Raw genomic sequence first — 20,595 nt, forward strand, 5'->3', positions numbered from 1 at the left:
CTCACCGACGGCATGAAGATCCGCTGGCGGGTACGCGGCGTCACCACCGCGGGCGCGGAAGGCGAATGGTCACCCTGGCAGGCAGCCACCGTCGACCTCCGCAAGCCCAGCGTTGACGGTCTGGGCATGAACCCGGCGATTCGCGGCACCACCTCGTGGACGGCCGAGTCGCTGACGCCGTGGATGTACGCCAAGGTCACCGACCCGGAGAACCGGCCCAGCAAGCTCAACGTCGAGGTCGAGCACGACCCGGCGAAGAGCGGCCAGGGGGCGGGCCTGATCTGGTCGGGCGCCTCGGACAAGGAGTACGCCTCCGGCACCAACGCCTGGGCGGTCGTCCCGGCCGACAAGCTGACCGACGGCTGGCAGATCCGCTGGCGGGCCCGGGCCACGACCACCTCCGGCGTGTCGGGGCCGTGGTCGGACTGGGTGTACGCGACCGTGGCGGCGCTGCCGTTCGAGTCGTTCTCCCCGGCCGACAACGGCCAGGTCGGCACCTTGACGCCGGTGCTGTCGGCCAACGCGCGGCCCTTCAACAAGGGCGAGGTCAAGTACTGGTTCCAGATCTGCGCCGGTACCGCGCCGAACTGGCGCTGGTGCAAGGACTCGGCGGAGAAGATCGAGGACTGGACCAAGGAAGGCACCTGGCAGGTCGTCGACGGGCGGCTGAAGTGGGGCGAGACGTACTCATGGATGGCCAAGGCCGCCACGACCTACACCACGGTGACCTCGTCGTGGCGGACCTTCACCCCGACGCCGGAGCAGGGCAACATCAACGGGCTACTGTCCGCCGGCACGCAGGGCCGCGAGTTCAACCACACGTCGGGCAACTTCGCGCACACCGCGACCGACGTCTCGGTGGCGGCGGTGGGGCCGCCGCTGTCGGTGAGTCGGACCTACAACAGCCTGGACCCGCGCACCGACGGCATCTTCGGCGCCGGCTGGACGACCCGCTATGACATGCGGATCGAGGTGGAGCCGACGGGCAGCCTGCTGGTGACCTATCCGGGTGGCGAGCAGATGCGGTTCGCGCCCTCGGGCAATGGAAACTTCGCTCCACCGCAGGGGACATTCGCGACCATGGTCGCCGAGCCGGCTGGTGGCTGGCGATTGATGGACAAGTCGGCCACCTCCTATTGGTTCGACGCGTCCGGCCTGCTCACTAGGATCACTGATCACCGAGGACGGGCGCAGGAGCTGACCCGCGGCAGCAACGGCAAGCTGACCAAGGTGACCGCCACCGGAGGCCGGTCGCTGGCGTTCACCTGGGCAGGCAACCACGTGGCGAGCGTGTCCACCGACCCGGTGGACGGCAAGCCGTTGACCTGGACCTATACCTATGAGGGCGATCTGCTGGTCAAGGTGTGCCCGCCGAATTCGGCGACGGCCTGCAACAGCTACACCTACGGAACGAGCTCCCGGTACAAGAGCGTGATCACCGACTCGCGGCCGGAGTACTACTACCGGCTGAACGAGGCCGACACGCGTACCGACACCACCGTCGCCAGCGCGGCCGGCTGGAACATCACCGATGAGCAGGCCAAGCTGAACGGAGCGACCCCGGCCGACCTCGGCACCCAGGTGCCGGGCGCGCCGGCAGGATCGCCGGACACCGCGATGCGCTTCAAGGGAGCGGCGACCTCGACCTTCGTGCGGCTGCCGCGGAACGCCGTCAGTGGTCAGGGCGGGGAGCTGGCGGTCGAAGCGTGGTTCAAGACCACCGCCTCCGGCACGATCATCGGTATGCAGAACACCGCCGACAACACCCCGTCGGCATCTGCGCCGGTGGTGTACGTGGGGACCGACGGCAAGCTGCGGGGCCAGTTCTTCACCGGCCCGTCCACCATCGCGCAGACCCCGATCACCTCCACCGCCGCGGTGAACGACGGAGCTTGGCACCACGTGGTGTTGTCGGCGACGGAGACCAAGCCCGCCAGCAGTTCGACGCCGGCGGAGCACACCCAGACGCTCTACCTGGACAGCGTCGCCATGGGCACGCTGGCCGGGGAGATCCAGCACGGCGACATGGCCGAAACCCGGATCGGGTCCGGTCAGGTCTCCTCGGCCTGGCCGTTCACCACCAGCACGGCCGCAGTCTTCCCGTTCAACGGCGACATCGACGAGGTGGCGGTGTACGGCAAGCCGCTCGGCGCGGCGGCGGTGGCCCGGCACTTCGCGGCCGGCAAGTCGCAGCCGCAGCTGACGCAGGTGACATTGCCGTCCGGCCGGGCCTGGGTGGTCAACACGTACAACCCTGACGGGGGCCGGCTGGCCACGCAGATCGACGCCAACGGCGGCAAGTGGATTCTCGCGGAGCCGGTGTACGAGAAGCAGACGACGCTGTCGACGTTCATGACGGTGAAGGTGACCGACCCGCACAACGGCGTGATCACCTATGTGGCGGACGCGCAGCGAGGGTATCGGCAGGTATCAGAGACCGATCAGGTCGGCGCTACCACCAAGTGGGCGTATGACGTGGGCGGATTCCCGGCCAAGATGATCGACGCCAACGGCAACACAGTAGAGGTGGCGTTCAACGAGCGCGGGAATTTGCTGTCGAAGAAGACCTGCCGTAGCGCGGACAAGTGTCACACGGAGTACTACGACTATTTCGTGGACGTGGACAAGCCGTTCGACCCGCGGAACGACGCGAAGGTCGGCCAGCGCGATGCCAGGTCGGGCTCGGCCACGGACGAGACGTACAAGACCTCGTGGATGTACAGCGCCTTCGGTGAGGAGATCAAGGCCACCACTCCGGCGACGGATGGCTTCCCAGCCGGCCGCAGCACGAGCAAGATCTACACCGACGGGACCGAGTCGGCGGTCGGTGGCGGTATGACGCCAGCAGGCCTGGTGAAGTCGGCCAAGGACTTCAAGGGCAACCAGACCACGTACACCTACACCGCCGCCGGTGACCTGGTCAGCGAGACGCTGCCGTCCGGGCTGGTGAAGAAGTACGCGTATGACGCGCTGGGCCGGTTGACCGCCACGACGGAGATCTCCAAGGCATTCCCCGGGGGAGTCACGACCACGGTCACCTACGACGGGCTGGGACGGGTGCTGACCAAGACCGGGCCTGGCGTCAAGAACGGCGTCGATGGCAAGACGCACACGTTGCGCTTGTCGACTGTCTACAACGAGGACGGGCTACCGGTCACGGAGACCAGCGAGGATCTGACCGGCGGGGATGCGCAGCGCAAGACGGTCTACACCTACGACGCGTACGGCAGGCAGGAGACGATCACCAGGCCCGAGGGCGGCATGGAGAAGTACGCCTACGACCACAGGGGCCAGAAGATCTCCTCTACCGATGCACGGGGCACCACGCTGGCCTACACTTACACCCCGCGTGGCGAGGTGGCCACGACGGTGCTGAAGGGATGGACCGGCAGCCCACTGGACCCGAAGCCGGCCACGGACGTAGTCATGAAGTCCGTCGCCTACGACCCGGCGGGGCGGATGGCCTCCACGACGGATGCGATGGGCCGCACCACGACCTACACCTATTACGCGGACAACCTGCCGCTGGAGCAGACTGCCAAGGGCGCGAAACTGAACGGCTCTCCCACGGGCCGGGACGTCGTTCTGGACTCGAGGGTGTACGACGCGGCAGGGCAGCTGATACGGCAGACCACCGGGGGCGGCACTCTTCGGGTCGACGCGACGTTTGACGAGGCCGGGCGGAACACCTCGCAGGTGGTGGATCCGGAGAAGCTGGCGCGCAAGACGGCTTTCACCTATGACGCGAACAACAACGTGGTGAAGGTGACGCGGACCGCAGCGGGCACTGACCGCGCGGAGACGACAGAGTTCGCGTACGACGTGCTCAACCAGCCGGTCCGGCAGACCGTCCGCAATGAGGGCGCTGATCTGGTCACCACGCTGACCGTAGACGACCGCGGGCTGGTGACCGAAATGACTGACCCGCGCGGTAACGCCTCGGGGGCTACGGCAGCGGACTTCACCTCGTCGTTGACGTACAACGAGGTGGGCCTGCCGACGCTGCTGCAGATGCCTGCCGTACAGGTGGAACGGAACGGCGGGGCTGCGGTCAGCCAGCGGCCCACCTCGAAGCTGGGCTACAACACCTTCGGTGAGCGGACCCACCAGCTGGACGCGGAGGGTCGCGCCATATCGACGGCCTATGACCGGGCCGGGCGAGTGATCACGCAGACCGCCCCCACATACACGCCGCCGGGTGGGCAGCCGATAACGCCCACCACGACGAGCGAGTACGACGCCGCCGGACAGTTGGTCAAGGTAACGGACCCGCGTGGACAGATCACCACCTCTGTCTATGACGGGCTGGGCCGCAAGGTTCAGATGAACCAGTCCCAGGTGGGCGTCTCCTGGAACTACGGCTTTGACCTGCTCGGCGAGGCGTTGTGGACGACCGACCCGACTGGGGCGCGGTCGGAGTCGACATACGACGATCTGGGACGGCAGATCACCCTGACCACGATCGAGCGCAAGCCGACACCGGGGATCTACGTCACCAAGCAGGAGTACGACGACGCGGGACGCCTGGTGAAGACGACTCGGCCCACCGGGGATGTGTCGACTCGTGCCTACGACGTGACCGGTGCGATGGTCAAGCACACCGACGCGCTCGGGAACACGACCACATTCGGTTTCGACTTGGCCGGCAGGCCCGTGTCGACGACCAACCCGCTCGGGCTGACGTCGCAGGTCGTCTATGACCTGGCTGGGCGGAAGACCGAGACGCTGGAACTGGACGCGGGCGGAGCACTGCTACGGACCCGGAAGACCGGGTACGACCTGTCCGGAAATCCGATCACCATGACCTCCGCGTCTGGGCACACGGTGACCAGGACCTTCGACGCGGCCAACCGGCTCACGTCACTGGCGGAACCGGTGTCGGAAACTGAGACGATCATCAGCTCGTTCGGTTATGACGCCACAGGAGCGCAGACCCGCGCCACTAACGGCCGCGGACACTCCACCTACACCGGCTACAACAGCCTGGGCCTGGTGGAATCGATGACCGAGCCGGCCACTGCCCAGCACCCGGAAGTCAAGGACCGTACCTGGACCACGACCTACGACGCGAGCGGGAACCCCGTTGCCACCCTCGCGCCCGGCGGGGTGAAGGTGGAGCGGGTCTTTGACGCGCTGAACAGGCTCATCAAGCAGACCGGTACCGGTGCGGAGGCGGAGACCGAGGCCAAGACGTTCGGCTATGACCTGGTCGGACACGTGATCGCCGCCAACGACCTGACCTTCACGTTGAACGACCGCGGATTGCTGCTGAAAACCAGCAGCGCGGTCACCGGCGACCTGAACACCTATGCTTACGACGCCAACAAGCGGCTCGTCCAGCGTGTCGACGGCACCGGTACCTCCACCTTCGCCTGGGATGACGCCGACCGGCTGAATCAGTCGGTGGACCCGGTCTCGGCCACGACCATCGGCTACAACTACGACAAGGCCAGCCGCCTGGTGGGGATGTCATACGGAGCCAATGGCGCTCGCCGCACGTACGACTACGACGGGTTGAACCGGCTCACCCGGGACAAGCTGACCACCTCGGCCGCGGCGCCGATCGCATCCATCGAGTACGGCTACGATCTGGACGACAACATGACGTCCAAGACAACCGCCGGAACCGCAGGCGCGGGCAAGAACACCTACACCTACGACTGGGCCAACCGGCTCACCTCGTGGACCGGCCCGGACGGGACGAAGACCGACTACGGCTGGGACGCAGCCGGCAACCGGGTCAAGGCCGGCGACAAGACCTACACCTACGACGAACGCAACCGCCTGACCTCAGGTGATGGGCGGACCTACACGTACACGGCCCGCGGCACCCTCGCCGAAGAAGGCGGCGGCATGGTGCGCATCATCAAGTTCGACGCCTTCGACCGCATGGTCAGCGATGACGGAGTGCAGTACGACTACGACGCCCTCGATCGGGTCGAGACCCGCACCTCCAGCGGCAAGACCCAGCGCATGACCTACGACGGCGTCGGCAACAACCTCGTCACCGTCACCGACACCGACAACGCCACCGGCAGCAAGACCGCGATGTTCGGCCGCGACGCCCTGGGCCGTACCCTGGGCCTGTCGGATGGCGGCGGCGCCCAGCTCGCGTTCTGTGACCTGCGCGGCGACCTCATCGGGGCCTTCACCGCCACGGGGACCTCACTGATCGACTCGGTCGCCTACAACCCCTTCGGGGAGGTCACCACCCGCACTGGAGCAGCCCACACCCTCGGCTATCAGGGCGGCTACACCGACCCCGGCACCGGCAAGATCAATATGGCCGCACGTTGGTACCAGCCCACCACCGGCAGCTTCATAAGCCGCGACACCCTCACCCAAAACCCCGATCCCTCTGTCCAGCTCAACCGCTACACCTACACCAACGACAATCCCCTCACCAACACCGACCCGACCGGTCACGCGAAGAAGCCCCAGAACAAGAAGACCGGTACGAAGAAGACGGGCAGCAAGACGAATCTGACGCCCAAGCAGGAATACGCCGCCTGCAAGAACCAGCACTTCAAGAACAAGAACGGACTCGATTGCAAGGACGAGGCGGATCTCGCCACTTTCAATAAGGACTGCAAAAATGGGTATGGCGGATACGGTGACGCGACCGATGCCTGCCGCGATGCGTACGGCCAGCCCAGCAGGTGTTACTTCAAGACCGGGAAGTATCAGGCGTGTGAGAACCAGGCGGTTGAGAAGGCCTGCAGCGAACGCCCACTCAAGGGCAATGATAGCTGTCATAGCGCAATGCCTGGCTATAAAGCCTGCCGTAAGGGGGACATAGACCGGACGATTTGCATCGAAGGTACCCATGAGTATGGAGTCTGTAGAGGGACCACTGACGACACCGGCCCCAACAAAGGGGTCTGCGCTGAGGCGACCAGAAAATATGAGGACTGCAGGAAACAAGGACAGGATGCCGATCCCGTCTGCCACAAAGCCCGGGACACCTATGTGCGCTGCAGGTCCACCGGTGGAATCGGGAACGCAAAGAAGAAGGAGAAGCGGTTCGAGCAGACCGCTGATGAATGCGATAGCGTCGCCGAGCAGTACATGGACTGCGTGGAAGGTGGCCACTCAGCGTCTGACTGCGCGTATATCGGCCTGGCCCAGTCCGAGTGTCTCGCGAAAGAAAAAGGAACCAAAAAGCAGTGCAACGGCTTCGCCGAAAAGTTCGCCTGGTGCCTGTCGAATCCGAAGCACAAATACTGCGACGGCAAGCCGGACACTAAATGCGTACTGGACCGGGATACTGGTGCGACGGACTGCACGGATTACTACTATGCGCCGGAGATGTGGCTGACGGAAAAAATGCTGAATGACTGGGAGGGCGGCTTGGGCACTCCTTGCGAATTCACCAGCATCGTCAGTCAGAACGAGAAATCAGAAGCCATCTGCGCAATCGTCGGATTGGTCGGGGATTTCCTCGTCCAGAAGGGCGTGGAGTGGGTCAACAGTAGATGGTCGGACTTCCGTGACCAATACCCTGGCTGTGGCGGCTGGGTCCAGTACCGGTTCTACCGTGGCTCTTCGACTGTGCTTTACCCGACCTTCAAACCTGATTGCCATTGATTCCGATGCGACCGACGAGTGAACCCAGGAGTGGGATGCGGCCACTCCTGGCGACGCTGGCCGCCATCCTGTTGATGGCGGCGTCATACGGATCAGTGGCAGCCAAGTGGCCGGCATTCGAGAGGTGCGGTGGTGTCCATGCCGCATCTCTCGAATGCGTGCAAGCAACCGCAACGGTGTCCGAATGCCGGCAGGGATCTGAGTATTGGGGAGATGTCACCTGCATAGGCGATCTCCGCGTCGTCGACCGCTGCGCGCGCCTGGACGTCAAGGGTGCGGGAGCGTCGACCTGCGCAGCTCTTAGCTCTGATTATCTGAGCTGCGTCGAGCGAGATCTCTCCCCCGTGTCATGCCAGGAGATAGGCATGGTCCTTCTCGAATGCATGCAGCAACTCGGGGAGACGGAAAGAAGTTGTCGGGCGGAGTGGGAAGAGCTGGTGGAATGCAAAACACAGGGCATCGATCCTGAATCCTGCCCGGTAATCGGAAATCCCAGACCTTGGCGCGTTCGCCCAGCGTTATGAGACCGGCGAGAGCAGGAGCAAGACCTGTGGATCAGGAGTTTTTAGGCGGCTGTGGAGACAGGTGGAGTTCACAAAGTTCCTGGCCAAGCTCGACCGTGAGGTTCCCGCCGATCTTCACGTGCACCTGATCTGCGACAACTACGGCACCTGCAAGACCGAGGCGATCAGGAAGTGGCCGCTGGCCCATCCCCGGTTTCACCTGCACTTCACCCGACCGGCTCGTCCTGGCTGAACCACGTCGAGCGCTGGTTCGCCGAGTTGACCACCAAGAAACTCCGCCGCGGTGTCCATCGCTCCGTCCAAGCCCTGGAGCGCGACATCCGCGTATGGATCGCCGACTGGAACAACGATCCGCGACCGTATGTGTGGACCAAGACTGCAGACGAGACCCTCCAGGCCCTGGCCTCGCATTGTCGACGGATCAAAGACTCAGAACACTAGGCTCCCCCTTCAGTTAGGCACGGAGATGCCTCAGTGCACTCGGCCGCTCCTGACCGTCGTCTCCCAGCAACTGGGCTGCGGTCTTCTCCGCCGCCTTCGCCACCTGAGGAAAGACCGAGGTGTAGGTATCGACGGCCGAGCAGGACCGGCCCCATCCTGCACGGCAATCCTGCCCCTGGCGAGGTCGTTGTTTCGCTATCCCGTGTGCGGCCTGGGACTCATCCCGGCGAAGACCCCCTGGAGGACGCGGTCGATGCAGTCATGTGTCACCGGCTGTTGGGTGATCAGCAGCCGGTAGTACAGGGGACCGGACAAGATGTCGAAGGCAAAGGCCAGGTCGAAGTCGGGGGCGAGCTGGCCCCGATCTTTGGCGACTTTCAGGCGTGCGAGGGTGTCGGCGGTCTGCGGTTCGATGAAACGTCGCTGGAGTGCGGCGGCGACCTCGGGATCGTGCTGTGCTTCGCCGATGAGGTCCTGATACAGCGGGCCCCATGGCGGCCGGCCCAGCAGGTCGGCAGCTCTGGTCATCACCGTGCGGAGATCGGCCACGATGTCGCCGGTGTCGGGGTGGTCCAGGCTGGTGGTGTTCAGGCTGAGGACCGCGTCAAGGAACAGCAGGCCTTTAGAGGGCCAGCGGCGGTAGACGGTGTGCTTGCCGACGCCGGCTCGGGCCGCGACCGCCTCGATGCTGAGCTTGGCGTAGCCGACCTCCCGGGCCAGGTCCAGCGTGGCGCCCATGATCGTTTCGGTCCTGTCCGGGCGCGACGCCGACAAGCTGAAGGTGCTGGCGTCCGAATCCGGGCTGGAGGCCCGCCCGGCGTCGGTCGGTGACCCGGCCTCCCTTGACCGCGCACTGGCCGGTGCGGCGGCCGTGAACGCACTTCACCGACCGCGCCCGCGCCGCAGGAGCGGTGATCGTCCCCGCGATGGCCTTCTACGGCGGTCTCGGCGACCTGCTGGCCACCGCCGCGATGGGCGACTGGACGGCGGCCGACGAGGCGCACATCGCCTACGGGCTGAGCAGTTGGCATCCCACCGCCGGGACCCGTGCCGCGGGCGCGGTCTCCCGGCAGCGGCGAGACGGCCGACGCGTCCGTTACACCAACGGCCGACTGGAGTACCGCCACGACGACCCGCCGACCCTGGAGTGGCTCTTCCCCGACCCGATGGGCCCCCGGGCCGTCATCGGCGAGTTCACGATGGCTGACGTCGTCACCGTTCCCAGCCACCTGTCCATCCCCGAGGTGCGCACCTACATGACGGTCGAGGCGGCCAGGGAGGTGGTGGCGCCGGACACACCGGCGCCGGCTGCGGCCGACGAGTGGGGGCGGTCGGATCAGACCTTCCTCGTCGACGTCGTCGTGCGCTCCGGCGGCAGCGAACGGCGCGCTGTGGCGAGGGGCCAGGACATCTACGCCGTCACCGCGCCGCTCGTGGTCGAAGCGGTTGACCGCATCCTCACGGGGCGGACCAGGACGGTCGGTGTCGCCTCCGCCGGTGAGATCTTCGACGCGCCCGACTTCCTCCGCGCGCTGTCCTCGCACATTTCCCTGGACCTGCGTCCATAGCCATGCTCACCGCCCTTGCTTACGGTCTTGCCATCGTCCTCAACCTCATGTGCCTGCTCAACGGCCGAGCGCGGCGACCTGGTCATCGTCCCGCCCGGCCGTACCCACGCCTTCGCCGCCGCTCACGGATCCCGTACGAGCGGGCACGCCTTCGTCAGTCGAGGTCGAGGTCGCGGAGTTCGGCGCGCGTGGAGATCCCGAGTTTGGGGAACGCCCGGTACAGGTGCGAGCCCACCGTCCGCGGGCTGAGGTGCATCCGGTCACCGATCTCGCGGTTGCTCAGCCCTCTCGCGGCGAGCCTGGACACTTCCAGTTCCTGTGGGCTGAGCAGGGCGGCGACCGCCCGGCCCGGGCGGGGCCGGGCGCCACCGGCCGCGCGGAACCGGGCGAGGGCACGCCGTGCCCAAGGTTCCGCTCCGAGCGCCTCGAAGGTCTCGCTCGCAGCCCTGAGCATCGCCCGGGCCTCGATCCCGCGGTGGTTGCGGTGCAGCCACTCGCCGTACAGGAGCTCGATCCGGGCGCGGTCGAAAAGGCGCTGATCGAGCCCGCTGCTCGCCAGCGCGCTCCGGTAGTGCGACTCGGCGTGGGCGTCGCCGGAGAGCATCGCGTGGGAGAGATGCATCCGGCTCAGGGCCACCGGCCCGCGGATACCGGCGCTCTGAGATTCCACGGCCTCGACGATCAGCCGGGCCGGCTCCGGGTTCCCGGCGTGTACGGCGGCCTCGACCAGGTCTGGGAGCATCGCGAGAGCGACGAAGTCATTGGATTGAGGTGAACCCCGCTCGAACAGGCGCATCAGCTCTGCGAACGCCTCCGCCGGCGCGCCCTCCCCCAGCGCCAGCAGCCCCAGCGCGCCGGTCGCCGTTGCAGCGGCGACGCGCTCGCGCAGCGGGAACGCGATCTCCAGTGCCCGTCGGGCATACCTGCGGCAGGCCGCGGCCTCGCCGCGCACGGCGGCGAACCGCGCCGACTGGGCGAGAAAGTTGGCCGTCCAGCCCCGCTGACCGGTCTCGTAGCTGAAGCGGAGACCTTCCTCGGCATGCGCGGTCCCCTCTGCCCAGCGTCCGAGCCGGAACTCGATGTCGGCATGGTAGAACAGCACCTCGGTCAGCAGCGCGGCAGAGCCCTCGGCACGGACCCGGCGGCCGGTGGCTTCGACGAGCCGGAGGGCCTGGTGGTCGTCGGGCCCCATCCAGCCGATCACGGTCGCCCACATCCACTGCCGCTCATCGCCTCCGCCTCGGCCCCGAGGCATGGTGCCTGGCAGTTCCCACAGCTCGGCCCCGGTGACGACGCCCTCGAAGCCGCCGAGGAGACCTTCGGCGGCGCGGAGCGTCGCCGGTGAGCAGTCCAGGTCGGTGATGCGCCGGGTCGCCAGCAGCGACGCCTCCATGTCGCCGGCGTGCAACGCCGATCCGGCCGCGAGCAGGAGGGTCCAGGCGGCCTCCTCGGGCTCGGTGGACGCCATGAGCTCGGCGCACCGCATCAGGTGTGAGTAGGCGATCGCGGGGTCCCCGCCGTACAACTCGATGATCCCGTTGAGCTGAGCCAGTGTCACGGCGGGCACGGGCTCGGCCATGACTTGGTCGACGAGCGTCCTGGCCAGGCCTGGCCGGCCCGCGTCCAGCGCCACGAAGGCGGCGGTCACCGTCCTCTGGCGGCGGTCGGCGGGCGACTCGCTGAGCCGCGCGGCATGCCGCAGGACGGAGATCGCCGCCGCCGCGCCGCCGCGCCGCCGGGCGGCGTCGGCGCTGTGCTCCAGCGCGGTGGCGATTTTCTCGTCCGGTGCGGTCGTGGCCACGGCGCGGTGCCAGATCGCCTGGTCGTCCCGTCCGGTCGCATCCAGGTGCGCGGCGATGGCCAGATGCGCGGCGCGGCGGTGGTCGAAAGGCGCGTCCGCGTAAACGGCGGAGCGGATCAGCGGGTGCCGGAAGCCGACCTTGATCCCGTTGAGTTGTACCAATCCCGACCGCTCGGCCGGGCCAAGGGCGTCGGCCGGCAGGCCCAGCCGGGCGGCGGCCCCAAGAACGGTGCCGGCGTCCCCGGTTTCCTCAGCGGCCGCCACCAGCAGCGCCGCACGGCCGTCCGCCGACAGGGCTTCGACCTGGCGCAGGAACGCCGCGCGCACTCTGGTGCTCACGGGCAGGGTTCCGGTCATGGCGAGGTCGGGCATGGCGCGATCGGGTTCGTCGAGCCGGGCCAGTTCGATCAGGGCGAGCGGGTTGCCGCCGGTGGCCGTGAAGAGGGCGTCGCGTTGGCGGACAGGCAGCGTCCAGCCGTGCTCCTCGAGCAGCAGCGCGGCATCTTCCGGGGGCAGCCCGTGCAGTACGAGTTCGGTCAGTCCGGCCGTGTTGACCGGCAGCGGTTCGGGTTCGCGTACGGCGAGCAGCATCGCGAGAGGCTCGTCGGCCAGCCGGCGAGCGGCGAACAGCAGGGCGGCCGCGGAGGCGTGGTCCAGCCACTGCACGTCGTCGACGATGACCAGCAGAGGGCGGTCCGCCGCCACCTCCGCGAGCAGCGTGAGCACCGCCGCCGAGACCAGGAAGTCCGAGACCAGGAAGTCCGGGGCCGCGGAGTCGGTGAGGCCGAGCGCGCCGCGCAGCGCCTCGGCTTGGGCGCCGGGCAGCGCGTCAAGGTGATGGAGTACCGGCCGCAGCAGTCCGAGCAGCCCGCTGAACGCGTGTTCGACCTCGGACTCGACGCCGGCACACGCGAGCACATGCATGGGCTCGGAGGTCGCCGCGCTCTCGGCGGCATGGCGCAGCAGCGCACTCTTGCCGATACCCGCTTCGCCGCGCAGGACCAGCGCCCCGCTGCGTCCGCCTCGCGCGTCAGCGAGAAGCCGGGCGATGGCCTCTCGTTCCCGATGCCGGCCGTGCATCACGGGCGGGTTCCACTTCTCCGCCGGAGGTGTCCTGGGTGACTGCAGTCGGTTCGACTCTGGCTCCGGATTCGTGTCCCCCGCGAGGCTGGCCGCAACGGGCGGGCGGTGCGAGCCTGCCGCGACTTCGGTGAGGAGGCCTGTTGTGGCCAGGACGTTGATGGGATCAGGTCCGGTGCCCGGCGCGGACGGGACGGGGACGCCGCCTCCGCACCCGGCGCCGCGTTCACGGCGTCGACGCCAACTAGGCTGGATCATTCCGCTGTTCATTGTGATGCTCGCGTTCGCGGTGTACTCGGTGCCGCCGTACCTCACCTTCGACCCGGCGCAATCACGGGTTGAGCTGTCCGATTCGCCGCCATTTTTCTACCCCCTGCTCGTGGCGCACATCATCTTCGGCACGGTGGCCCTGCTGACAGGGTGCTTCCAGGTGTGGCCCTGGTTCCGCCGCTCTTACCCCAGGACGCACCGCTGGATGGGGCGGGCGTACTTCTTCCTCGGTGTGTTCCCCGCCGGCATCGCCGTTCTCGGGGTCGCCCCGTTCGGCCACACGGGTTTCGGAGGGAACACCGGGAACATCATGCTGGGCGTGGTGTGGCTGATCACCGGGTTCGCAGGGTGGCGGATGGCTCGGCAGCGCCGGTTTCCCGAGCACCGCAGGTGGATGATCCGCAGCTTCGCGCTGACCACGTCCATCGTGGCCAGCCGGCTGTGGGCCGGGGTGCTGCTCGCCGTCCAGCTTCCGCGGCTCGACAGCGCCTACGGTGGCGACCAGCAAGCGATGATCGAGGCGATCGGTTCCGCAGGCGTATGGCTCAGCTGGGTCGTCAACCTGCTGATCGCGGAATGGTGGCTGGAACGCACGGACCACACCGGCAAGCCCAAGTCCCGCAAGCGTCCGCGCTGACGTGCCGCCTCCGCGTCCACGGCCGCCTCCGAGAAAGGACGGCCCGCCGGCTGAGCCGGGCGTCGTCATCGGCGATCTCGTTGGCGGCCGATACCCGAATCCGGCCACCAGCGGCACGCGGGCGGTCGGCCCGAAGCCGTCGACGCAGATCCTGGTGATCGCCCTCCGGCAGCTCTCACCCAGGTCACCGGCACCCTTGATCTCGATCATGCTTCAGCCTTCCTTCCGTCGAGCGACGAGTGCCTCGATGCCGTCGAGGAGCAGGGTGAGGCCGAAGGTGAAGTCGGCGTCCTCGACCCACTCCGGCGCGACGCCGAACGCGCCGGACTCGAGCGCCGCCGCCAGCCCCGGGTAGCCGTCGGCGTCGACCAGTTGGGTGAGCATCGCGGTGTAACCGGCCAGGCCCTCGCCTCCCGCCTCGTCGACCGTCCCGCTCATGGCGGTGACGAGGGTGGCGGCACTGACGGCGTAGGTGGACAGGGTGGCGGTGATGTTGACGGCCTCCGCCGCCGCCAGTCCGGTGCCGGTCAGCACGGTCAGCGACCGATCCAGCCAGCGCAGGGTGCGCGGGCCGACGGGCGGGGTGAGCGGCGCGACCTGTAGCAGCCACGGGCGGCTCGCCAGGAAGTCGCGGTTGGCGCGGGTCCAGGCGGACAGGTACCCGCGCCAGGAGAGGTCGCCCAGCTCCGGCGGTTCCGGCGCCGCCGCGTCCACCATCGCGGTGAGCAGGTCGTCCTTGCTGGCGACGTAGCCGTACAGCGCCATCGTGGAGACGCCGAGACCGGCGGCCACGCTGCTCATCCGCACGCCGGCCAGACCTTCCGCGTCCGCGATCGCGATCGCGGCGTCGGTGATTCGCTGGAGTGTCAGGCCGCGGCGAGGGCCGCGGCGAGACACGGGCTCCCGTCCCCACATCCGGGCGACGACCGTCGGGAGATTGTGCATCGCGCACCCTTCTGACACCCAATGCCGTACGAGATACAGTGTATGTAGTACAGAGAGGGAAGCGATGACAAGCCTGGCAAGCCTTGGGCTGGCTGCCGAGCAGGAACGCCTCTACCGCCACCTGCTGCGCAACCCGCACGCGCCCCTCGATCCCGCCCTGCTGCCGACCCTCGCGGAATTACGAGCCCTGGGCCTGGTGGACGAGACGCTGAACGCCGCCGCCCCTACCGTCGCGGTCGACCTGCTGATACGGCGGCGCATCGAGCAGACCCAGCGTCACCTGTCCGGGCTCAGCCTGGCCTGGGACGTGCTCACCGAACTGACCGAGGAACACCGCAGCGGCCGGCCCGTCCAGATAATCGAACACCTGCTGGACGGGGCAACCGTCACCCGCCGCATCCGCGCTCTCCTGGCCGACCACCCAGAAGAGTTCACCAGCCTGAAGATCCGCGCGCGCGACAGCACCCCCGAGTACGACAACACGCCGTTCATACAGCTGCTGGCCCGTGGACTGCGCAGCCGTACCCTCTTCTCCGCCCACGCCCTGCAAGACCCCGGCCAAGAGCCCCACGCCCGCAACCAGCACGCCCTGGGCGACCTGCACCGGATCACCACCGAGCCGATCCGGCACCTGGCCATCGTCAACCGCACCGTCGCCTTCGTCCAGGCCGACCCCGCCGGCCCGACGGCCGGCGCGCTGCAGATCCGCCAGCCCGGCATGGTGGCCATGCTCGCCGACGTCTTCGACACCTGTACCCGCATGGCCTGGCACGCCGACCAGCGGGAGTGGAGCGGGCTGACCGAGGTGTTCGCCGACAAGGTTCGGTTGGACTACACCAGCCTCAACGGCGGCGAGCCCGCCACCCTCACCCCGGCGCAGATCATCGACGGCTGGCAGAGCGCGTTGGGCGCCTACGCGGCCACCCAGCACCTGCTCGGCAACCACCTGGTCACCCTCGACGGTGACACCGCGGTGTGCACCGCCTCCTTCCAGGCCACCCACCGCAAGAGCGACGACAGCTTGTGGACGCTGGGCGGCACCTACCGCTTCGACCTGATGCGCACCGGCGACGGCTGGCGCATCACCGGCGTCGTGATGACCACAGCCTGGAGCGACGGCATCCGATGAGAACACGCACCATCGCGGGGGTGGCGGCAGCCGCGCTGGTCGTCGGCGGCGTGGCGGCCCTGGCCAGGAGCGACTTCCTGCAGACGGTGGCCGACGACGCCGTGCTGCCCGTGCCTTCGCCGACCGCCTCGCGCGGTCCCCTGGACCCGGCGGCGTGGGCGGCTTCCGCGCCAACTACCACTTCGACATCTCTGACGGATTGATCATCAAAGCCACTTTGGAGTATGCATGAACAAGATCACCTTTGACGGTGACGGCGTGATCCTGGTCGGCAACCTGTTCCTGCCCGAAGGGGTGGATCGAGCGCCCGGCGTGGTGGTCGCGGGCACCTGGACCAGTGTCAAGGAGCTGATGGCCGACAACGCCGCCCACGACCCCCGCGTGAAGTCCCTGGCGCTGGTGGCGCCGTGGCTGCACGACGCCACCATCTGCGAGCAGGCGTACGGCGGCGCCGAAGCGGTGGCCGAGAGAATCAAGATCGGGCGCGAGGCGCGATCGCGGTATGACGAGACGGACGAGGTCGACTACGTGCCGGTGGTCAGCGCCACCGATGAGAGTGCGGCCATGCCGTACGACATCGACTTCTACCTCAACCCCGCCCGCGGCGGCATCCCCGCCTGGCCCAACCGCTTCGCCGTCATGGCCTGGCCCGATTGGCTCACCTACGACTCCATCGCGCTGGCCCCGCAGGTCACCCAGCCCACCTTGCTCGTGCACAGCGAAGACGCCGCCATCCCCGACGGCGCCCACCGTTTCCACGCCGGACTGTCCGGCCCCAAGGACATCTACTGGCTCCAGGGCACCCAGTTCGACTTCTACGACACCGAACCCCAGGTCACCGTCGCCGTCGACACCGTGGCCGCGCACTTCGGCAGGACGCTGCGATGATTCTCGTCACCGGAGCCACCGGAAACGTGGGCGGCGAGGTCGTGCACGCGCTCATGAACGCCGGGCAGCCCGTGCGCGCGCTGGTGCGCGACCCCGCCGGCCTACCGGTCGAGCAGGTCGTCGGCGACCTCGACCGGCCGAGCTCGCTGGCCGCCGCCCTCGACGGCGTGCGAGCGGTGTTCCTGCTGCCCGGCTACCCCGACATACCTGGCCTGCTGCGGCAAGCCGGGGTGGAACGGGTGGTGCTGCTGTCCAGCCTGGCCGCGGTGTCTACGGACACCCGCAACGCCGTCTCGGAGTACATGATCCGCTCGGAGACGGCAGTGCGCGAGTCCGGGCTGGCCTGGACGTTCCTGCGGCCCAACGCGTTCATGTCCAACGCATTGCGCTGGCTGCCGCAGCTGCGCACAGGCGATGTCGTCGCGGACGCCTTCGGTGACGTGCCGATCGCCTCCGTCGACCCCTGCGACATCGCCGCCGTGGCCGTCCGTGCCCTGCTCGATCCCGGCCACGAGGGGCGCGTCTACCCGCTCAGCGGGCCCGAACGTCTGCTCCCGGCGCAGCGGCTGGCCATACTGGCCGACGTGCTCGGCCGTGACCTGCACTTCCACGCCTTGTCGGATGAGGAGGCCAGGGCTGACATGGCCGGTCGGGTGCCGGAGGAGTACATTCGAGCCTTCTTCAGCTTCTACAGCGACAGGACCTTGGACGAGTCCCAAATCTATCCCACCGTGGAGAAGCTGACCGGAACACCGCCGCGCACCTTCCGCCAGTGGGCCCTCGCCCATCGCGCGGCCTTCGCCAGGGATGCAGGCCCGGCGTAGAACACGCCGTCGACCTGCCGATACGGCAGGCATCGAGCGTCTCAGCCCAACCCGGAGCAGGCGTCCACGGCGCCGCCCACGCTGAAGTCGATCGTGCAGACCTTGCCCCAGAGGGCACTCGGTGGTGTGCGATCGCGACGCCGCTGGCGCCGTTCTTGACAGGGTCGTGGACGGCGCCCACCGTCGATCATCGCCTGGCCGGTCGAGTCGTCCCAGGAGATGGAGGTGCTGTCCGGCCCTGCGCCTGCCGAAAATTCCATCCACGCAGTTCAAGCGGCATGTGAGTACTCGTGGAGAACTCCTCCGAGCCGATCTCGCCGGTGGATGTTCAGCGATCTTCCACAGCTTGAACCCGACTCCGGTTGTCGCAGCTGTGGTCGACGGGGACGTCTGCCCCGCCACCACATCCGCATCCGTCGGGCGCCGCAGTGGTGCCTGCGCTTGCTCATGGCCTCGAGTTCCAGCGCCCTTCCCCATGCCGAGCCTGGTCGAGGGCGGGGAGCGGTTGCAGTGCCCGTGTGTCATGGCCGCTCAGGCAGGGCTATTCCTTGATGACGTTGTCGCGTGGACCACCGTAGACAGGGTTCCTGTCGAAGCGCTTGTCGGTGACGAGCAGGCGGATCAGTCCCGGTTTGCGGATGGACTCCTCCGCCTCCCAGACGATCCAGTCGTCGCCGACGGGCTTGGTCTGCGTGCGGAGCTCGCCGAAGCCGCCCGGGTTGTCCGGCGCAACCGCCATGATCAGGTAAGTGATCTTCAACCCGCGCCTCTTGAGCTCGGGCAGGACCTCCCCGACCGTCTTCTCGTCCACCCGGAAATCGGCGAGCGAGCCGCCCTTCGTGGTCGCCGTCCGGTAATCGGACTTGACCACCTTCAGCTCGTGTGACGTGTCGGGCACGAGGACGCACGGAGCGACCGGGCCGCTCATGAGGATGGTGCTGGTCGAGCGGTCGCTGATCGTCCAAACGAACCTCTGGCCGGGCTTGAAAAGCTTGGTGTTGATCCGCATCTGCCAGCCCCGATTGTGCTGCTCCCCGGGAATGTTCTCCGGCACCGAGTACAGACCACGGGGAATGTCCTGGACATGGGTTCCACGCGGTTCCTTGCACCACTTGCCCGGCGGCGCGTAGTCAACGATGGCCGGAACGTTGAGCTCCTCCAGTTGCTTTGCCAGTCCCGCCTTGTCGCGGAAATCCCGGACCTGGACGTACACGACGCCGTCAGGTTCCTTGGTGACCGCGTAGGAGGAGGTGCCGCCCTCCTGCAGCAAGTTTGGCCCCACCACGATGCCCACGGCGAGCAGCCCCGCGCCCGCCAGCCCCAGGGCCAGCCGCCGGGCAGGGCCCTGAACAGGACGCCAGCGGGGGCGGGCGGCGGCCGGGCCGGGCTGCTCGGCGGCGATCACGGCCAGCAGCTTGCGCGCCCCCGCATCGGAGGCGTGTCCACCCGGCCTGCCCGGTTCCACCCGGGTCGGCGCACGCGTGATCACGTCGATGTCGTCGATCTTCTTCACAGCTGCCCCTCCTGCGCCGGAATCAACCGGCTTTCCGATGTGAAGTGCACGTTCGCCTCGGCGAGCGCGGGCGAAGCGCCTGCGGGCGCGGTGGAGTCTGATACGTACGGCGTTGCGCGACAGGCCGAGCACGGTGGCGATCTGCTGCCGGTCCAGCCCCTCCCAGGCGACCAGGGACAACAGCTCCCGATCGGTGTCCGGTAATGCCTGGAAGATCTGCGCGATCGCCGTCAGTTCGACCCCGCTGTCGGGCGCGGCCTGGTAGAGGTCGGTCATTTCGGCGTCGAGTTCCACGCTGAGGGCCTGGCGGCGCGCCTCGACCCGATAGTGGTTGGCCAGTACCTTGCGCGCTACCCCGTACAGCCACAGCGTGGCCTGCTCTCCATCCGGCACTTCGTCCATCCGCCGCCAGGCGATGGCAAAGGTTTCCGCCACGACGTCCGCCGCATCCTGCGGCGAGTCGCAGCGGCGGGCCGCGTATGCCGTGATCTGGCCATACGTCTCCCGGTACATGGCCTCGAACCTGGCCAGCTCACTGCCCACGGGCTGGTCCCGCGTCCGGTCTCCTCGGCATCCCCATGGCCGTCTCCTTCATAGCGCGATTTACGGACATCTGTGCCTATGTAAGGAGTCGGGCCATCATTTCGCTTCAGGGCGGAGGAATTTCGCGGCTACCCCGTTGCAGCGAAGGGCCGAATCCGGCCGCGAGGGCCGCGCGTACGAAGGGTATGGCCGGTACACGGCAGACATGGGCCGCCTGCAGGGAGCCGATCGGCTGCGCCAGGGCCGGTCGCGGCGTGCACGTACACGAGCACCTGGCCCACCTATCGGCACTGTTCACCTGGGTCACCGCGCACGCCCCGACGGGCACATGTCACCACGCTCGATCAACACCATCCTCGGCGAGATCGGCCACCTGCACGACGCCCAAACCGCCGACCCCGACCGCAAGCTCGGCACCCTGCGCCCCCACGACGCCCGGCACACCTTCGCCTTCCAACTGTCGCAAACCTCCGGCCACAACCGCGCCGAACTCGAACGCCGCCTCGGCCACGCCAACGACCGCTACCTGCGCCTGTACACCAACCCACCCGACGACATCGCCGCCGGCTACGTCGAAGACCTATGACCAGGAGACCAGGGCACCTCAACACGACGAAAGCGTGGCAGGGGTAGCGACACTAACTGTCGCACGTCACACCCAGATGCCCTCGGTCTGAGCTTTAGGAACTGGCTCCAGCTTGGGGCCGCCACACCGAAGCTTCGGATCCAGTCCGGCTCGTTTGAGGATGTCGCAACGGCCGCGGAGAGTGCCCGTCGGTCAGGACGATCACCACGCCGCCTGAGGATGAAAAAGGTTCATTCGGCGGACAAGGGATCCACCACCC

At 67.7% G+C, this 20,595-nt stretch carries 14 protein-coding genes and 1 pseudogene; 9 read left to right on the forward strand and 6 right to left on the reverse strand.

Annotated features, from left to right (window positions below; all coding sequences use genetic code 11):
- The coding region (locus ACFY2X_RS46325) for a hypothetical protein (protein ID WP_389951604.1) at positions 1 to 521 on the reverse strand (521 nt) is incomplete at its 3' end.
- On the opposite strand from ACFY2X_RS46325, the gene ACFY2X_RS46330 reads away from it, so the two are divergent.
- Both ACFY2X_RS46330 and ACFY2X_RS46335 read left to right on the forward strand, forming a co-directional pair.
- Positions 508 to 7,587, forward strand: a complete 7,080-nt coding sequence (locus ACFY2X_RS46330; protein ID WP_389951629.1) for an RHS repeat-associated core domain-containing protein — start codon at positions 508 to 510, stop codon at positions 7,585 to 7,587. The two genes, ACFY2X_RS46325 and ACFY2X_RS46330, sit on opposite strands and share 14 nt — an antisense overlap.
- Before the next feature lie 579 nt (positions 7,588 to 8,166).
- Positions 8,167 to 8,552, forward strand: a pseudogene (locus ACFY2X_RS46335) (transposase); the annotation flags it as partial.
- 195 nt (positions 8,553 to 8,747) lie between these two features.
- Here the strand turns inward: ACFY2X_RS46335 and ACFY2X_RS46340 are convergent.
- The gene (locus ACFY2X_RS46340; RefSeq protein ID WP_389951606.1) at positions 8,748 to 9,290 is read right to left on the reverse strand and encodes a TetR/AcrR family transcriptional regulator; all 543 of its coding nucleotides are present in this window, start codon (positions 9,288 to 9,290) and stop codon (positions 8,748 to 8,750) included.
- Between the two features lie 173 nt (positions 9,291 to 9,463).
- Here ACFY2X_RS46340 and ACFY2X_RS46345 point away from each other — a divergent pair, with 173 nt between their 5' ends.
- Positions 9,464 to 10,120, forward strand: a complete 657-nt coding sequence (locus ACFY2X_RS46345; RefSeq protein WP_389951608.1) for a hypothetical protein — start codon at positions 9,464 to 9,466, stop codon at positions 10,118 to 10,120.
- 154 nt (positions 10,121 to 10,274) lie between these two features.
- Here ACFY2X_RS46345 and ACFY2X_RS46350 read toward each other — a convergent pair whose 3' ends face one another.
- Positions 10,275 to 13,001: an AAA family ATPase gene (locus ACFY2X_RS46350; RefSeq protein ID WP_389951631.1), complete on the reverse strand. Its 2,727-nt coding sequence runs from the start codon at positions 12,999 to 13,001 to the stop codon at positions 10,275 to 10,277.
- 274 nt (positions 13,002 to 13,275) lie between these two features.
- Here ACFY2X_RS46350 and ACFY2X_RS46355 point away from each other — a divergent pair, with 274 nt between their 5' ends.
- A complete protein-coding gene (locus tag ACFY2X_RS46355; protein ID WP_389951633.1) occupies positions 13,276 to 13,908 on the forward strand; it encodes a DUF2306 domain-containing protein in 633 nt (210 codons plus the stop codon).
- A 213-nt stretch (positions 13,909 to 14,121) separates the two neighbouring features.
- On the opposite strand, the gene ACFY2X_RS46360 is transcribed toward ACFY2X_RS46355, so the two are convergent.
- The gene (locus ACFY2X_RS46360) at positions 14,122 to 14,853 is read right to left on the reverse strand and encodes a TetR/AcrR family transcriptional regulator C-terminal domain-containing protein (RefSeq protein ID WP_389951611.1); all 732 of its coding nucleotides are present in this window, start codon (positions 14,851 to 14,853) and stop codon (positions 14,122 to 14,124) included.
- A 64-nt stretch (positions 14,854 to 14,917) separates the two neighbouring features.
- On the opposite strand from ACFY2X_RS46360, the gene ACFY2X_RS46365 reads away from it, so the two are divergent.
- Genes ACFY2X_RS46365 through ACFY2X_RS46380 form a run of 4 tightly spaced genes read left to right on the forward strand, consistent with a single transcriptional unit; the run spans position 14,918 to position 17,694 of the window.
- On the forward strand, positions 14,918 to 15,982 hold the full coding sequence (locus tag ACFY2X_RS46365; RefSeq protein WP_389951613.1) for a nuclear transport factor 2 family protein: 1,065 nt from the start codon (positions 14,918 to 14,920) through the stop codon (positions 15,980 to 15,982).
- Positions 15,979 to 16,185, forward strand: coding sequence for a hypothetical protein (locus ACFY2X_RS46370; RefSeq protein WP_389951615.1), 207 nt, complete (start codon positions 15,979 to 15,981; stop codon positions 16,183 to 16,185). The genes ACFY2X_RS46365 and ACFY2X_RS46370 overlap by 4 nt, the downstream gene beginning before the upstream one ends.
- A gap of 25 nt (positions 16,186 to 16,210) precedes the next feature.
- Complete coding sequence (locus ACFY2X_RS46375; RefSeq protein ID WP_389951617.1) at positions 16,211 to 16,870, forward strand: hypothetical protein; 660 nt, start codon at positions 16,211 to 16,213, stop codon at positions 16,868 to 16,870.
- Complete coding sequence (locus ACFY2X_RS46380) at positions 16,867 to 17,694, forward strand: NAD(P)H-binding protein (RefSeq protein WP_389951620.1); 828 nt, start codon at positions 16,867 to 16,869, stop codon at positions 17,692 to 17,694. The genes ACFY2X_RS46375 and ACFY2X_RS46380 overlap by 4 nt, the downstream gene beginning before the upstream one ends.
- A 41-nt stretch (positions 17,695 to 17,735) precedes the next feature.
- Here ACFY2X_RS46380 and ACFY2X_RS46385 read toward each other — a convergent pair whose 3' ends face one another.
- On the reverse strand, positions 17,736 to 17,954 hold the full coding sequence (locus tag ACFY2X_RS46385) for a hypothetical protein (RefSeq protein WP_389951622.1): 219 nt from the start codon (positions 17,952 to 17,954) through the stop codon (positions 17,736 to 17,738).
- Between the two features lie 281 nt (positions 17,955 to 18,235).
- The gene (locus ACFY2X_RS46390; protein WP_389951624.1) at positions 18,236 to 19,750 is read right to left on the reverse strand and encodes an RNA polymerase sigma factor; all 1,515 of its coding nucleotides are present in this window, start codon (positions 19,748 to 19,750) and stop codon (positions 18,236 to 18,238) included.
- Positions 19,751 to 20,078: 328 nt separating this feature from the next.
- Here ACFY2X_RS46390 and ACFY2X_RS46395 point away from each other — a divergent pair, with 328 nt between their 5' ends.
- Positions 20,079 to 20,336, forward strand: a complete 258-nt coding sequence (locus ACFY2X_RS46395; RefSeq protein ID WP_389951627.1) for a tyrosine-type recombinase/integrase — start codon at positions 20,079 to 20,081, stop codon at positions 20,334 to 20,336.
- Positions 20,337 to 20,595 lie beyond the last annotated feature (259 nt).

The organism is Streptosporangium sp. NPDC000396, assembly GCF_042898655.1.
Classification (GTDB): domain Bacteria; phylum Actinomycetota; class Actinomycetes; order Streptosporangiales; family Streptosporangiaceae; genus Streptosporangium.

Coding starts and splice junctions, on each gene's coding strand:
- ACFY2X_RS46340 (WP_389951606.1), bottom strand. CDS start 9,290: ATGGGCGCCACGCTGGACCTGGCCCGGGAGGTCGGCTACGCCAAGCTC.
- ACFY2X_RS46350 (WP_389951631.1), bottom strand. CDS start 13,001: ATGCACGGCCGGCATCGGGAACGAGAGGCCATCGCCCGGCTTCTCGCT.
- ACFY2X_RS46355 (WP_389951633.1), top strand. CDS start 13,276: ATGCTCGCGTTCGCGGTGTACTCGGTGCCGCCGTACCTCACCTTCGAC.
- ACFY2X_RS46360 (WP_389951611.1), bottom strand. CDS start 14,853: ATGCACAATCTCCCGACGGTCGTCGCCCGGATGTGGGGACGGGAGCCC.
- ACFY2X_RS46365 (WP_389951613.1), top strand. CDS start 14,918: ATGACAAGCCTGGCAAGCCTTGGGCTGGCTGCCGAGCAGGAACGCCTC.
- ACFY2X_RS46370 (WP_389951615.1), top strand. CDS start 15,979: ATGAGAACACGCACCATCGCGGGGGTGGCGGCAGCCGCGCTGGTCGTC.
- ACFY2X_RS46375 (WP_389951617.1), top strand. CDS start 16,211: ATGAACAAGATCACCTTTGACGGTGACGGCGTGATCCTGGTCGGCAAC.
- ACFY2X_RS46380 (WP_389951620.1), top strand. CDS start 16,867: ATGATTCTCGTCACCGGAGCCACCGGAAACGTGGGCGGCGAGGTCGTG.
- ACFY2X_RS46385 (WP_389951622.1), bottom strand. CDS start 17,954: ATGGAATTTTCGGCAGGCGCAGGGCCGGACAGCACCTCCATCTCCTGG.
- ACFY2X_RS46395 (WP_389951627.1), top strand. CDS start 20,079: ATGTCACCACGCTCGATCAACACCATCCTCGGCGAGATCGGCCACCTG.